The sequence below is a fragment of the Pseudomonas sp. FW305-3-2-15-E-TSA4 genome (assembly GCF_058787295.1).
This window is the reverse complement of the sequence record NZ_JBYSZP010000012.1, coordinates 48398-62608: the sequence shown is the minus strand read 5'-3', so window position 1 is coordinate 62608 and position 14211 is coordinate 48398. Positions and strand designations below refer to the sequence as shown.

The following is a 14211-nucleotide window of genomic DNA, read 5'->3' as shown; positions in this document are numbered from 1 at the left end:
AGCGTTACTTCCAGAGCTGAGCGGCAAACACTACCAGAATGCCGATGGGCGCCACGTAGCGCATCAAGAACAGGGACAGGGCAAACAGCGCCGGGTTACGAATCGACAACTCGTCACGCACCGCCTCACGCCCCATCACCCAACCGGCAAACAGCACGAAGCACAGGCCACCGAGCGGCAACATGATCCGCGAGGTGAAGAAATCGATCACGCCGAAGAAGTCCAGACCACCTGCCGCACCCCATTGATAGAGATGGAATAGCCCGCCATCGTTCACGAAAAATTTGGCTTCCTTCCAGATATTGAACGAGAAAACCGTACCCAGACCGACGAACCAGCAGATGAAGGCCAGCCAGAAAGTCACCCAGCCACGGCTGATTTTCGTGCGTTCAACCAGATAGGCAACCATTGGTTCGAGCAGGGAAATCGCCGAGCTCCAGGCGGCAATTGCCACCAGGACAAAGAACACCACGCCCATCAACTGGCCGAAAACCACGTTACCGAAGGCAAATGGCAGACTGACGAACATCAGGCCCGGGCCTTCGCTAGGGTTCAAACCGCCAGCAAACACAATCGGAAACAATGCCAGACCGGCCACCAGCGACACGAAGGTGTCGAGCAGTGCCACACCGACCACCGTGCCGGACAACGAGGCTTCCTTGGTCATGTAAGCGCCGTAGATCATGATCGAGCCGACGCCCACGCTCAGGGAAAAGAACGCATGGCCCATGGCGGGCAGCAAGCCGTCGAGGACTTTTTCCGGGTGGAAATCGAACATGAAATGCACGCCTTCCATGAAATGCCCGGTGGTCATGCTGTAACCCAGCAACACCAGCACCATCACGAACAGCAGCGGCATCATGATCCGCAGACTGCGCTCAAGCCCGGCAACCACGCCTTTGGCGATCACCACGGCCGACAACAGCATGAAAACTGTGTGCCAAAGTGTCAGGCGCCAGGGATCGGAGATGACATTGCCGAAATAAGCGCCGACCTGCTCAGCCGTAGCGCCCTGGAAGTCGCCGCGCCCCATGTCGATGATGTAATCCAGCGACCAGCCGCCAACCACACTATAGAAAGACAGGATCAGCAGCGCCGTGATCATCCCGGCAAATGCGCCCCACGACCACTTGCCCGAATGCCCGGCTTCCAGCGCCAGCACCTTCAGGGCGTTCGCCGGACTCTGCCGTGCGCGGCGGCCGATCAGGGTTTCAGCCAGCATGACCGGGATCCCGATCAGGGCGATGCAGGCCAGAAACATCAGCACGAAGGCGCCGCCACCGTAGACCCCGACCATGTAGGGGAATTTCCAGATGCTGCCCAGTCCCACGGCCGAACCGGTCGCGGCGAATATGAAAACCCAGCGGCTAGCCCAACTGCCGTGGACAGAAACCTTGTCTGTCGACATTGAATATCACGCCCAAGCGTTAGAAAAAGAGGCCGCATTGTCCGGGATTCACTCAACGTGCTCAAGCACGCAGCATCACCGTAGCCGAGGACCGTTTATCTCCATATAATGCCGCCCCTATGGCTAAACAGAAGAAACACCCAACAGGGACCATCGCGCAGAACAAAAAGGCGCGACACGATTACTTCATCGAACATCGTTTCGAGGCTGGTCTGGTCCTGGCCGGCTGGGAAGTAAAAAGTCTGCGGGCAAGCAAGCTGCAACTGGTCGACAGTTACGTGCTGCTCAAGGATGGCGAAGCCTGGCTCCTCGGCAGTCACATCACGCCGTTGATGACCGCCAGCACCCACGTCATCGCCGATCCGACCCGCACCCGCAAACTGCTGCTGAACAAGCGCGAGCTGGAAAAACTCGCCGCTGCCGTGCAACAGAAAGGCTACGCCTGCGTGTGCCTGTCCTTCTACTGGAGCAAGCACATGGTCAAGTGCGAAATTGCTCTGGGCAAGGGCAAGAAGGAATACGACAAGCGTGACACCGAGCGCGAACGCGACGCCGGTCGTGAGTTGCAGCGCGCCGTGCGCAACAAGGGCAAGGAAGAATAATTTTCCTGCTTTAAAAGATCGCAGCCTGCGGCAGCTCCTACACAGGAATGAGAATTTCCCTGTAAGAGCTGCCGAAGGCTGCGATCTTTTTGCTTCTAAAAGCTACATCCCCTTGCGCCGCTCCGCCCGAGCCATGCGCTGAACTTCCTGCCGCACCTCTTCCAGCACTTCCTGCACATACAGAATGTGCCGGCTGGAAACCTCGCGCGCCTGCTCCGCGCGCCCCTCGATAATCGCCAGATACAACTCCCGGTGCTGAGAGATCAGCATGTCGCGGGTTTCCGTGCGCTGCTTGTACATGCCGCCAATGTTGGTCACCACGTTGCGCTTGAGCAGATCGAACAGACCGCGAATGGTGTGCAGCAGCACCGCGTTATGACTGGCTTCGGCGATCGCCAGATGAAACCTGGCATCCGCCGCGCCCTCTTCCGCCCGGCTCACTTCGTCATGCCGCGTATAGCAATCCTGCAGCTCGTTGAATGCCGCGGTCAGGCGTTCACGATCCACGTCCGTAGCGCGCAATGCTGCGTAATAGGCACACGATGCCTCCAGAGTATGCCGAAACTCCAGCAAATCACGCTGCGCCTCGGGATTGCTCTCCAGCAGCAATAGCAAGGGATCGCTGAAGGTCGAGCCGAGCGTTTCCACCACATAGTTACCGCCGCCCTGGCGACTGACCAGCAAACCTTTGGCCGCCAGTTTCTGAATCGCTTCGCGCAACGACGGACGCGATACGCCGAACTGCTCGGCCAAAGCGCGCTCGGCCGGAAGCCGCTCACCGGACTTCAGCGTGCCCTCGAGGATCATCCCCTCGAGGCGCTCGACAATATCGTCAGACAAACGGCGCTGACGAATCTGATCAAACCCCATAACTCAATTCTCCACGATCCCGACCGCTCGCCGGGCTCTCTATTCTGGCCTATCGGCGCCCCGCCGACACCTGTCAGCGCACATTCGCCCGACCGGATCAGATGCCCTCTGCACCGCCTGTTCGACAAAAGTTTCAGGGCGACAAATTGACACACCGACATCAAGGCTTTTACCCTAGCCAACAGCGATTGTAAATTGGTATTACCAATTAACCAAGAACGCTGACAGTGCCTGACCAACAACAATTAGGGGCCACCCCATATGCAAACCTGGCAACAGCTCTATACCCCGCTCGGCAGTCTCGGCGTCTCCGCTCTTGCGGCCGTCATCCCCATCGTTTTCTTCTTTCTCGCGCTGGCGGTGTTCCGCCTCAAGGGTCACGTGGCCGGCAGCATCACGCTGGCCCTGTCGATTGCCGTGGCGATTTTCGCCTTCCACATGCCGGTCGACATGGCCTTCGCCGCGGCCGGATACGGCTTTGCCTACGGTCTGTGGCCGATTGCCTGGATCATTGTCGCGGCGGTGTTCCTCTACAAACTGACGGTCAAGAGTGGTCAGTTCGAGGTCATTCGCAGTTCGGTGCTGTCGATCACTGACGACCAGCGTCTGCAGGTGCTGCTGATCGGTTTCTGCTTCGGTGCGTTTCTGGAAGGTGCTGCCGGCTTCGGCGCGCCCGTGGCGATCACCGCTGCGCTGCTGGTCGGTCTCGGCTTCAACCCGCTGTATGCCGCCGGTCTGTGCCTGATTGCCAACACCGCGCCGGTGGCGTTCGGCGCACTGGGGATTCCGATCATCGTGGCTGGTCAGGTGACTGGCATCGACGCGTTCAAGATCGGCGCCATGACCGGTCGCCAACTGCCACTGCTGTCGCTGTTCGTGCCGTTCTGGCTGGTGTTCATGATGGACGGCCTGCGTGGCGTGCGTGAAACCTGGCCGGCAGCGCTGGTTGCAGGCCTGAGCTTCGCCGTGACCCAGTACTTCACCTCGAACTTCATCGGCCCGGAGTTGCCGGACATCACCTCGGCCCTGGCCAGCCTGATTTCCCTGACCCTGTTCCTCAAAGTCTGGCAGCCAAAACGCGCCGCCGGCCAACACATCGCTGGCGCCGTTTCGGCCTCGGTGGTGACCGCCAGCGCAGGAGGTTTCGGCCAGAAGCGCAGCACCGTGGCGTCGCCTTACAGCCTCTGGGAAATTTTCATCGCCTGGTCGCCATTCCTGATCCTCACCGTGCTGGTAACCATCTGGACCCTCAAGCCGTTCAAGGCCATGTTTGCCGCCGGCGGTTCGATGTACGCCTGGGTGTTCAACTTTGCCATCCCGCACCTTGACCAACTGGTGATCAAGACTGCTCCGATCGTCGCCACCCCGACCGCCATCCCGGCCGTGTTCAAACTCGACCCGATTTCCGCGACCGGTACCGCGATTTTCTTCTCGGCGCTGATCTCGATGCTGGTACTGAAGATCAATTTCAAAACTGGTCTGACCACTTTGAAAGAAACCTTTTACGAACTGCGCTGGCCTATTCTGTCGATCGGCATGGTGTTGGCGTTTGCCTTCGTCACCAACTACTCAGGGATGTCTTCGACCATGGCGCTGGTCTTGGCCGCGACCGGCGCAGCCTTCCCGTTCTTCTCTCCGTTCCTCGGCTGGCTGGGCGTGTTCCTCACCGGCTCGGATACCTCGTCCAACGCGCTGTTCAGTTCGCTGCAGGCGACCACCGCGCACCAGATCGGCGTCAATGACACCCTGCTGGTAGCCGCCAATACCAGCGGCGGTGTGACCGGCAAGATGATCTCGCCACAATCGATCGCCGTGGCCTGCGCCGCGACCGGGCTGGTGGGTAAGGAATCGGATCTGTTCCGCTTCACTCTCAAGCACAGCCTATTCTTTGCCACGATTGTCGGCCTGATCACTCTGGCCCAGGCCTACTGGTTCACCGGCATGCTGGTGCACTAAACCTATAAACAAAACGGAAATAACCGACGCCGGCTGGTGATTCCGGCGTCAGCAATTCACACCCCGGTCTGTAAGGCTGCTGAAAGCAAGGCTCTTTATATTCAGCAGTCTCAACAGACGGATAACCGGGCCCACCCGGAGACACGCCTGATGAGCGAGCTTTTTTACAACGCTGTGCCCAACGCCACCCGCGTCGCACCGCCACTGCCCGAACCTCGGCAGTACCCCAGCGAGAAACCGTCGCGGGTCTATCTGTTCGGCACCTGCGTGGTCGACCTGTTCTACCCCGAAGCCGGGATGGACGCGATCCACTTGCTCGAGCGTGAAGGGATCAAGGTCGAGTACCCGCAAGGGCAGAGCTGCTGCGGGCAACCGGCCTACACCTCGGGTTACACCGAGCAGGCGCGGACGGTGGCGCGCGCGCAACTGGCGCTGTTTGCCGGGGATTATCCGGTGGTGGTGCCGTCGGGTTCCTGCGCGGGCATGTTGCGCGAGCATTACGCCGACTTGTTCAAGGACGAGCCGCAAACGTTGAAACAGGTGCAGGCCCTCGCGGCCCGCACCTATGAGCTGGCCGAGTTCCTGCTGTTCGTCTGTAAGGTGCAGCTCAAGGACAGCGGCGAGCCGGTCAAAGTCGCGCTGCACACCTCGTGTTCGGCACGGCGCGAAATGAACACCCACCTGCACGGCCGCGAGTTGTTGGCGCAGTTGAGCAACGTGGAACGGGTCAACCACGACCACGAAAGCGAATGCTGTGGCTTCGGTGGGACATTCAGCGTCCGTATGCCAGACATTTCCGGCGCGATGGTGGCGGACAAGACCCGGGCGTTGAAGGATTCCGGCGCGCACAAAGTGTTGAGCGCCGACTGTGGCTGTTTGATGAACATCAACGGCGCATTGGAGAAACAAAAAGAAGCGCTGCGCGGGCAACATCTCGCCAGCTTCCTCTGGCAACGAACCGGAGGTGCGCAATGAGCACCTCGACGATTATTCCTACGGTTGCCATAGAAGAAGATTTCCGCACGCGGGCGCACAACGCCTTGGGTGATCAGCAGTTACGGAACAACTTCCGTACTGCGATGGATTCATTGATGACCAAGCGGGCAGCGGCTTTCAGCGATGCCCACGAAAGAGAACACTTGCGCGCCCTGGGCAACTCGATCAGGGCGCGTGCGCTCTCCAAGTTGCCGGACCTGCTCGAGCAACTGGAACAGAACCTGACCCGCAACGGTGTGACAGTGCACTGGGCGGAAACGGTGGACGAGGCCAATGGCATCGTCCTTTCGATCATCCGCGCTCACGAGGCGCGGCAAGTGATCAAGGGCAAATCGATGGTCAGCGAAGAGATGGAGATGAACCATTTCCTCGAGGCTCAAGGTGTTGAATGCCTGGAGTCCGACATGGGGGAATACATCGTCCAGCTCGACCACGAGAAGCCTTCACACATCATTATGCCGGCGATCCACAAGAATGCCGGTCAGGTCGCGTCCTTGTTCCACGACAAACTTGGCGTGGAGTACACCAAGGACGTTGACCAACTCATTCAGATCGGTCGCAGAGTCCTGCGGCAGAAATTCTTCGAAGCGGACATCGGCGTTTCCGGCGTCAACTTCGCCGTGGCCGAAACCGGCACCCTGCTGCTGGTGGAAAACGAAGGCAACGGGCGCATGACCACCACCGTGCCGCCGGTGCACATCGCCGTCACCGGCATCGAAAAGGTCGTGGAAAACCTGCGCGACGTGGTGCCGCTGTTGTCGCTGCTGACCCGCTCGGCGCTGGGCATTCCGATCACCACTTACGTCAACATGATCTCCGGCCCGCGCAAGGAACATGAACTCGACGGCCCGCTGGAAGTGCATCTGGTGCTGCTCGATAACGGTCGCAGCCAGGCCTTCGCCGACAGCGAACTGCGCCAGACCCTCAACTGCATCCGCTGCGGTGCCTGCATGAACCATTGCCCGGTCTACACCCGCGTCGGTGGTCACACCTATGGCGAGGTGTACCCGGGACCGATCGGCAAAATCATCACGCCGCACATGGTCGGTCTGGCGAAAGTCCCGGATCACCCGAGCGCTTCGTCGTTGTGCGGTGCCTGCGGTGAAGTGTGCCCGGTGAAAATTCCGATCCCTGCCCTGCTGCGGCGATTGCGCGAAGAAAACGTCAAAGCCCCGGACGCTCCACACCAAGTGATGCGAGGCCAGGGCAGCAAGTATTCGCGCAAGGAACGCTTCATCTGGAACGCCTGGGCGAAACTCAACAGCTCGCCGACGCTGTATCGGCTGTTCGGGTTCTTCGCCACGCGCCTGCGTGCGTTAACGCCGAGCAATGTCGGCCCGTGGACACAAAACCACAGCGCACCAAAACCCGCCGCCCGCTCACTGCACGACATGGCCCGCGAGCATCTGGGCAAACAGGGAGATCGCTGATGAGCGCCAAGCAAAATATCCTCGCCAAGCTACGGAAAAGTCTGACCGGCACCACACCGATTGCCGACGACTTCGACGTCGATCTGGTGACCCAGCCTTACACCTACAGCGCCGAGCAACGCATCCCGCAACTGCGAAAACTGATGGAAGCGGTCCACACCGAGATCCATCTGACTACCGGCGCAGACTGGCCGACGCTGCTCGCGCAGTTACTGCGTGACCGTCAGTTGCCAAGCCTGCTGATCGCACCGACTACGCCCCACGGGCAGCGCATCACACAACATTGGGCGAATAATCCTGATCTGCCGACGCTGAAATCCTACAACCGGCCGATGGAAGAATGGAAAGCCGAGCTGTTCAACGACACCCCGGCCAGCCTCACTGGCACCCTCGGTGCCATCGCCGCCACCGGCAGCCTGATCCTCTGGCCCACCCGTGAAGAACCGCGACTGATGAGCCTGGTGCCGCCGGTGCATTTCGCGCTGCTCAAGGCCAGCGAAATCCGCGACAACTTCTATCAGGTGCAACAGGAATTCGAGTGGGCCCAAGGCATGCCGACCAATGCGCTGCTGGTGTCCGGACCGTCGAAAACCGCCGACATCGAACAAGTGCTGGCCTACGGCGCCCACGGCCCGAAAGATTTGGTGGTACTGATCCTGGAGGACCAATGACGCTTCCGGTGAATTTCCTGCGCGATGCGCAGCAACTGATCCCAGCGGATCGCCGCTTCGACGATCCGCTGTCGACATTGGCCTTCGGCACCGACGCCAGTTTTTATCGGCTGATTCCCAAACTGGTGATCCGCGTCGAGTCCGAAGATGAAGTGGTGGCGCTATTGAAACTGGCCCAGCGCGATCAGGTTCCGGTGACCTTCCGCGCCGCCGGCACCAGCCTTTCCGGGCAGGCGATCAGCGATTCGGTGCTGATTGTGCTGGGGGATAACTGGAACGCTCGCGAGATTCGCGGCCAAGGCATGCAGATTCGCCTGCAACCGGGCGTGATTGGCGCACAGGCCAACGCGTGGCTGGCACCATTCGGGCGCAAGATCGGCCCGGACCCGGCGTCGATCAACGCTTGCAAGATCGGCGGCATCGTCGCCAACAACGCCAGCGGCATGTGCTGCGGCACCGCGCAAAACACCTATCACACACTGGCCGGGATCCGTCTGGTACTCGCCGACGGCACCCGTCTCGACACCGAAGACGCCGCCAGCGTCGCCGCTTTCCGCGTCAGCCACGGGGATCTGCTGGAGCGCCTGGCGACATTGGGCCGCGAGACCCGCGCCAATGCAGAACTGGCTGCGCGAATCCGCCACAAATATCGTCTGAAAAATACCACCGGCCTGTCACTCAACGCCCTGGTGGATTTCGACGAGCCTGTGGATATCTTGAGCCACTTGCTGGTCGGTTCCGAAGGCACCCTTGGCTTCATCAGCGCGGTGACCTATGACACGGTGATCGACCATCCGAACAAGGCGTCGGCGCTGATCGTGTTCCCGGATGTGGAAACCTGCTGCAACGCGGTCACCGTGCTGAAAAGCCAACCGGTGTCAGCCGTAGAACTGCTCGATCGACGCAGCCTGCGCTCGGTGCAGGACAAACCGGGCATGCCGGATTTCGTACAGCAGCTGTCGAATAATGCCTGCGCGCTGCTGATCGAATCCCGCGCCGCCTCTTCCACTTTGCTGCAGGAACAACTGGAGCAAATCATGGCTTCGCTGACCCTTTTCCCGGTGGAAAAACAGGTCGATTTCACTGAAGACCCGGCCGAGAACGCCAAACTCTGGGCCATCCGCAAGGACACCTTCCCCGCCGTCGGCGCCGTGCGCAAAACCGGCACCACGGTGATCATCGAAGACGTGACCTTCCCGGTCGAGCAACTGGCCATCGGCGTCAATCGCCTGATCGCGCTGTTCGACAAACACGCCTACGACGAAGCGATCCTTTTCGGACACGCTCTGGAAGGCAATCTGCACTTCGTCTTCACCCAAGGCTTCAACAGTGCGGAAGAAGTCGCACGCTATCAGGCGTTCATGGACGACGTGGCGCAACTGGTGGCGGTGGAATTCGGCGGTTCGCTCAAGGCCGAACACGGCACCGGGCGCAACATGGCGCCGTTCGTTGAGCTGGAATGGGGCAGCGATGCCTATCAGTTGATGTGGCAGCTCAAACGTCTGCTCGACCCCAACGGCATCCTCAACCCCGACGTGGTGCTCAGCGAAGATCCGCAGATCCACCTCAAGCACCTCAAGCCGCTGCCGGCGGCTGACGAGATTGTCGATAAATGCATCGAGTGCGGCTTCTGCGAACCGGTCTGCCCGTCGAAAGGTCTGACCCTCAGCCCGCGCCAGCGCATCGTGATCTGGCGTGACATTCAGGCGAAGAAACGCGCCGGCGTTGACACCACCGAGCTGGAACAAGCCTACGAGTACCAAGGCATTGAAACCTGTGCCGCGACAGGCTTGTGCGCGCAGCGTTGCCCCGTAGGCATCAATACCGGCGAACTGGTGAAAAAGCTCCGCGCCCGTAACGCCACGCATCAGAAAACCGCTGACTGGATCGAAGGAAATTTCGCCAAGACCCTGCAAGGCGCACGCTTCACCCTGCACGTGGCCAACGGCGCACGGATGTTGCTTGGCGCAACGCGCCTGGCGAAGCTGTCGGCAACCCTGACGCTTTTGTCCAAGGGGCAGGTGCCGCTGTGGACCAACGCGATGCCGCAACCGGAAAAAGCCATTCGCTTCAGCCCGAGCGTGTCCGACGAACGCCCACGCGTTGTGTATCTGGCCGCCTGTGTTTCACGGGTGATGGGCCCGGCAGCCGGCGACAAAGAGCAGATGTCGCTGTACGACAAGACCCGTGGCCTGCTGGAAAAGGCCGGTTACCAAGTGGTGTTCCCGGACAATCAGGACAACCTCTGCTGCGGTCAGCCGTTTGCTTCCAAAGGCTATGCCGAACAGGCCGAGCACAAGCGTCAGGAATTGATCAGCGCGCTGCTGCACGCCAGTCGCGGTGGACTCGATCCGATCTATTGCGACACCAGCCCGTGCACCTTGCGCCTGGTGCAGGACGTGGGAAATGTTCGCCTGGATCTGTATGACCCGGTGCGCTTCATCCGTACGCATCTTCTCGATCGACTGGAGTTCACCCCGCAAGAAGCACCGATTGCAGTTCATGTGACCTGCAGCACGCAGCATCTGGGCGAAAGCCAGGCGCTGATCGAACTGGCACGCAAATGCAGCAAAACCGTGGTGATCCCGGAAGGCATCCATTGTTGCGGGTTTGCCGGTGATAAGGGTTTCACCACGCCGGAGCTGAACAGCCACTCGCTGCGCACACTCAAGGACGCGGTGCAGCATTGCAGCGAAGGCATTTCCACCAGCCGCACCTGTGAGATCGGCCTGACGCAGCACGGCGGCATCGACTATCACGGACTGGTCTATCTGGTGGATCGGGTCACTCGAGCGAAGGCCTGCTAAAAGAAAGTTAGAACCCTTGAGCGAGGCGGTAGTCCACAGAACAAGCCCCGAACACGCGGGGCTTTTCCTCCTTTCGCTGGCCTGCTCTGACGGTCAGCGAGAGTCTGGATTCCTCAGTGCAAGGAGATACTCATGAAGCATTCTGTACTGTTTGGTCTGTTCGTTACTGCCTCGATGATGGCTTCTACTTCGTTCGCCGATGGCAAACCTGCCGACTTGTGCGAGGCGAATCTGCAAAAGATCGAAAGCGCCAAGACGCAATATCAGACGTCGCCGGATCTGAATTCGCGCGTCTCGGCAAGCGTCAGCAAAGCCCAGGCCCTCAAGGCTCAGGGCAGGATCGACGACTGCCTGGCGGAAACCCAGCAAACCCTTCTGGTAATCCAGAACTCGACGGGTGATACCAAGAAATAAACCTCGGGACGACCAGTCTTCAGGTGGCGTGATGCAGCGCGGTTCGGGTTGACGGGCCACGATGTAAAAAAAACCGAATTCCTGCGTGCGGCCGCGGTCGATTGAACAGGCCCACTACCATACACGGCCTGTTACGACCTCGGCATCGCCGCCAGACCGTCCGGCAGCACCGAGACCAACCGTTCAAGGAGATACCCATGAAGCATTCTGCAATTGCTGGATTGTTCATCGCTGGTGCCCTGCTGACGTCGCCGGTGTTTGCGGCAGACAAAGACCTTTGTGCCGGGAATCTTCAAACCATCAAAGACTTCGTTACCAGTCAGCCGTCAATTCCCGAGACGTCCATGAACAACGTCAAGGAAGCGCAGAAAAAAGCTGAAGACGCGCAGGCGGCCGGCAATGACAAGGATTGCGTTGAGGTCACCTCTTCCTTGATAACCAAAATGCAAATCCGCAATCCAACGCGCAATTGATATGCCACGAGGCCAACCTTCGGGTTGGCCTCGCCGGCCGTTTGGCGTACACTGCGCAGGCTTGTTGCCTCACCTGATGTACGAGGCAATGAGTTCGGGGCCGATTAGGATTCGACGCCGGTGACGAAACTTTAGGTGCATGCCGACTTGGTAACAGAAGTCGTAAATCCACTGTTGCAACTTCTTATAGTTGCCAATGACGACCAATACGGTGCTGCTCTCGCTGCTTAATTGCAGCTGACATGCACTCCTGGTGCCTTCGGGCCCAGCAATCATCAGGGGATGTCTGTAAACCCGAAATGATTGTCATATAGAACAGAATCGCCGTGCAGTACGTTGTGGACGAAGCGGCTAAAACTTACACAACTCGCCCAAAGCACCCTGCCCGTCGGGTCGCTGAGGGTTAACTTAATAGACACGGCTACGCATGTAGTACCGACAGCGGAGCACTGGCGGACGGGGGTTCAAATCCCCCCGGCTCCACCAACTCTCGACGACAAAGCCCGCCTTGTGCGGGCTTTGTCGCATCTGGACATCAGCCAAACCGGCCACACAAGCCCACAGCCTGCAAGCGATCGAACTCGATAACCCCGGCAATGCTCTGCCTACTCACAAAAAAGGACGACACGATGTCGTCCTTTTTCGTACCCGCATTCATCAAAATCAATGAACCGCGCTGAGCAAATCCGGGCGGCTGGATTTGAGCATAGCCTCATTGACCTTGCCTTGAATCGAGCAGGTAAACATCCCCTTGCTGCCAGTCGTCAGCTCTTGCGGAGCAGGCTCGATCAGGAACACGCGCTCGGCACTGTCGACAACCAGCTTGCCCGCCGTTGCGGATGGGTCTTCCGGCTGCCAGTTGGATTTGCCGTGGGACCAGATTTCCGCGCGTGCGTAGAGTCCCTGCGACATGTCCATACGCGGCCCGCCCGCTTTTTCCAACTGGGTGTGGAGTTCATTCGGCGTCTGTTTGGCGTAGAACCCCCAACTGATGATGCGAGTGCCCATCAGGTCTGTATCTTCGGCGTAGAAGCCGGTCAACGACATGCCGTCAATTTCGACCGGCTTGGCGAACATCCAGCGCTGCCCCATATCGCTCTTGGTGCCGCCGGACAATTTGATCTGGCCATTTTCGACCGTGCTCGGCACCAGATCCTTGAACAAAGGTGATTGCACGACTGCCAGGGAGTGATCGTCACAAGCGGCAAACGACGCCACCGGCGAAGGTGCAGCGGCAACGCTGAAAGCAGAAAAAAGGGCCGCAATGGGCAACAACAGGAAAATTGGTTTCATGGAATGACTCGAGTGAAAGACTGAAGAAATCGACAGCGACGATATCACAATGACATCAATCGACAGACTTCAGAGTTTCAATCAATGCCCATGCCGATGATGCACATCCGGAAAATGCGCATGACTGTGCCGCATCGGCGTATGCACATGCGGATGGCTATGCGGCTCCGCCCCATCCCAGTCAAAACCATGCGTATGTTGATGATGCTCATCGTGTGTATGCCGATGATCATGCTCAAGCGGTTCGTGCTGATGCTCATGAACATGGTTTTCCATCAGATGAATCCATACCCCCACGGCCATTAACGCCGCTGCGAGCAGAAACATCAGCGATATCGACTCGCCGAGCAGCAGAATCGAGATGCCTGCGCCGAGAAACGGTGCGGTGGAAAAGTAGGCGCCGGTGCGTGCGCTGCCGAGGCCGCGCAGGGCGAGGACGAACATTACCAGGCTGACGCCGTAGCCGAGAAAGCCGACCAGCATGATCGGCACCAGCGAGGTGGCGACGGGTAGTTGGGTGCCGATGAACAGGGCCAGTGTGCAGTTGACCAAACCGGCCACGAGGCCTTTGCTGCCGGCGATGAACAGTGCGTCCGAAGCCGAGACTTTACGGGTCAGGTTGTTGTCGATGGCCCAGCAAAAGCAGGCGAAAGCGACGGCCAACGGGCCGGTCCAGTCTTGCGCCGAAACGGTCTCTTGCGGCCAGGACAGCACGACACCGCCGGCGACGATGGCGAGCATGCCGATCACGATTCGTCGGTCGGCATTTTCCTTGAACACCACCCACGCCAGCAGCGCCGTGAGCACGGATTCGAGGTTGAGCATCAGTGACGCGCTCGCGCCGGACGTTCGGGTCAGACCGAACATCAGCGCCACCGGCGCCAGCACTCCGCCGAAGCCGATGGCGCCGAGCAGCCATGGCCATTCACCGGTGCCGAGCCCGGAAGGCTTCCAGCCACGATCGCGGACAAAACGCAGGGCGGTCAAGCCCAGACCGCTACCGAGATAGAGCAACCCGGCCAGCAGAATCGGCGAAACCTGTACCCCCAACAGTTTGGCAAGGGGCGTACTGGCGCCAAACAGCGCCGCCGCAATCAATGCGTGGAGAACGCTCACATTCATGCCGGGATCACTCGCTCGGGCCGATGGAATACCGACGCCCATCATCGCAAAACTCAGGTGAGAATTATGTGAACAGCTGATTCGTGTCAGCGAACATCAACTCTGGCACGTGCTCAAATCCAGCAACATTTAATCCGCGCAATCTCTGGGCGGGCACTCGAAGCAGGCT

Annotated in this window: 12 protein-coding genes and 1 other RNA gene; 9 read left to right on the top strand and 4 right to left on the bottom strand. The window is 59.4% G+C overall.

Annotation, left to right across the window (positions count from 1 at the left end; all coding sequences use genetic code 11):
• Positions 1-4: 4 nt before the first annotated feature.
• Positions 5-1408, bottom strand: coding sequence for a sodium-dependent transporter (locus AC3WMV_RS17675; RefSeq protein WP_007961408.1), 1404 nt, complete (start codon positions 1406-1408; stop codon positions 5-7).
• A gap of 119 nt (positions 1409-1527) precedes the next feature.
• Here AC3WMV_RS17675 and smpB point away from each other — a divergent pair, with 119 nt between their 5' ends.
• Positions 1528-2010, top strand: a complete 483-nt coding sequence (smpB, locus tag AC3WMV_RS17670; RefSeq protein WP_003221505.1) for an SsrA-binding protein SmpB — start codon at positions 1528-1530, stop codon at positions 2008-2010.
• Positions 2011-2112: 102 nt separating this feature from the next.
• On the opposite strand, the gene AC3WMV_RS17665 is transcribed toward smpB, so the two are convergent.
• Positions 2113-2880 carry a GntR family transcriptional regulator gene (locus tag AC3WMV_RS17665; RefSeq protein ID WP_103367755.1) on the bottom strand — a complete coding sequence of 256 codons (768 nt, stop codon included), beginning with the start codon at positions 2878-2880 and terminating at the stop codon, positions 2113-2115.
• A gap of 261 nt (positions 2881-3141) precedes the next feature.
• On the opposite strand from AC3WMV_RS17665, the gene AC3WMV_RS17660 reads away from it, so the two are divergent.
• From AC3WMV_RS17660 to ssrA, 8 genes are all read left to right on the top strand, one after another.
• The gene (locus AC3WMV_RS17660; protein WP_027610771.1) at positions 3142-4836 is read left to right on the top strand and encodes a lactate permease LctP family transporter; all 1695 of its coding nucleotides are present in this window, start codon (positions 3142-3144) and stop codon (positions 4834-4836) included.
• 150 nt (positions 4837-4986) lie between these two features.
• Positions 4987-5811: a (Fe-S)-binding protein gene (locus AC3WMV_RS17655; RefSeq protein WP_027610770.1), complete on the top strand. Its 825-nt coding sequence runs from the start codon at positions 4987-4989 to the stop codon at positions 5809-5811.
• Positions 5808-7262 carry a LutB/LldF family L-lactate oxidation iron-sulfur protein gene (locus AC3WMV_RS17650; RefSeq protein WP_103367754.1) on the top strand — a complete coding sequence of 485 codons (1455 nt, stop codon included), beginning with the start codon at positions 5808-5810 and terminating at the stop codon, positions 7260-7262. The genes AC3WMV_RS17655 and AC3WMV_RS17650 overlap by 4 nt, the downstream gene beginning before the upstream one ends.
• Positions 7262-7933: a LutC/YkgG family protein gene (locus AC3WMV_RS17645; RefSeq protein WP_097090466.1), complete on the top strand. Its 672-nt coding sequence runs from the start codon at positions 7262-7264 to the stop codon at positions 7931-7933. The genes AC3WMV_RS17650 and AC3WMV_RS17645 overlap by 1 nt, the downstream gene beginning before the upstream one ends.
• Positions 7930-10740, top strand: coding sequence for an FAD-binding and (Fe-S)-binding domain-containing protein (locus AC3WMV_RS17640; protein ID WP_103367753.1), 2811 nt, complete (start codon positions 7930-7932; stop codon positions 10738-10740). Before AC3WMV_RS17645 ends, AC3WMV_RS17640 begins: the two co-directional genes overlap by 4 nt.
• Before the next feature lie 132 nt (positions 10741-10872).
• Positions 10873-11154, top strand: coding sequence for a PA2433 domain-containing protein (locus AC3WMV_RS17635; RefSeq protein ID WP_027610766.1), 282 nt, complete (start codon positions 10873-10875; stop codon positions 11152-11154).
• 197 nt (positions 11155-11351) lie between these two features.
• A complete protein-coding gene (locus AC3WMV_RS17630) occupies positions 11352-11627 on the top strand; it encodes a PA2433 domain-containing protein (protein WP_027610765.1) in 276 nt (91 codons plus the stop codon).
• Between the two features lie 96 nt (positions 11628-11723).
• Positions 11724-12113: a transfer-messenger RNA gene (gene ssrA, locus AC3WMV_RS17625) on the top strand.
• A 177-nt stretch (positions 12114-12290) separates the two neighbouring features.
• On the opposite strand, the gene AC3WMV_RS17620 is transcribed toward ssrA, so the two are convergent.
• Together AC3WMV_RS17620 and AC3WMV_RS17615 are read right to left on the bottom strand one after the other, a co-directional pair.
• Positions 12291-12920 carry a hypothetical protein gene (locus tag AC3WMV_RS17620; protein WP_047291136.1) on the bottom strand — a complete coding sequence of 210 codons (630 nt, stop codon included), beginning with the start codon at positions 12918-12920 and terminating at the stop codon, positions 12291-12293.
• Positions 12921-13001: 81 nt separating this feature from the next.
• Positions 13002-14042 (bottom strand): DMT family transporter, encoded by a 1041-nt coding sequence (locus AC3WMV_RS17615; RefSeq protein WP_027614118.1) that lies wholly within the window; start codon positions 14040-14042, stop codon positions 13002-13004.
• Positions 14043-14211 lie beyond the last annotated feature (169 nt).

Bases quoted from the DNA above. Each gene is read 5' to 3' on its own strand.
- AC3WMV_RS17655 (WP_027610770.1), top strand. From the start codon at position 4,987: ATGAGCGAGCTTTTTTACAACGCTGTGCCCAACGCCACCCGCGTCGCA.
- AC3WMV_RS17665 (WP_103367755.1), bottom strand. From the start codon at position 2,880: ATGGGGTTTGATCAGATTCGTCAGCGCCGTTTGTCTGACGATATTGTC.
- AC3WMV_RS17620 (WP_047291136.1), bottom strand. From the start codon at position 12,920: ATGAAACCAATTTTCCTGTTGTTGCCCATTGCGGCCCTTTTTTCTGCT.
- AC3WMV_RS17645 (WP_097090466.1), top strand. From the start codon at position 7,262: ATGAGCGCCAAGCAAAATATCCTCGCCAAGCTACGGAAAAGTCTGACC.
- smpB (WP_003221505.1), top strand. From the start codon at position 1,528: ATGGCTAAACAGAAGAAACACCCAACAGGGACCATCGCGCAGAACAAA.
- AC3WMV_RS17650 (WP_103367754.1), top strand. From the start codon at position 5,808: ATGAGCACCTCGACGATTATTCCTACGGTTGCCATAGAAGAAGATTTC.
- AC3WMV_RS17675 (WP_007961408.1), bottom strand. From the start codon at position 1,408: ATGTCGACAGACAAGGTTTCTGTCCACGGCAGTTGGGCTAGCCGCTGG.
- AC3WMV_RS17660 (WP_027610771.1), top strand. From the start codon at position 3,142: ATGCAAACCTGGCAACAGCTCTATACCCCGCTCGGCAGTCTCGGCGTC.
- AC3WMV_RS17615 (WP_027614118.1), bottom strand. From the start codon at position 14,042: ATGAATGTGAGCGTTCTCCACGCATTGATTGCGGCGGCGCTGTTTGGC.
- AC3WMV_RS17630 (WP_027610765.1), top strand. From the start codon at position 11,352: ATGAAGCATTCTGCAATTGCTGGATTGTTCATCGCTGGTGCCCTGCTG.
- AC3WMV_RS17635 (WP_027610766.1), top strand. From the start codon at position 10,873: ATGAAGCATTCTGTACTGTTTGGTCTGTTCGTTACTGCCTCGATGATG.
- AC3WMV_RS17640 (WP_103367753.1), top strand. From the start codon at position 7,930: ATGACGCTTCCGGTGAATTTCCTGCGCGATGCGCAGCAACTGATCCCA.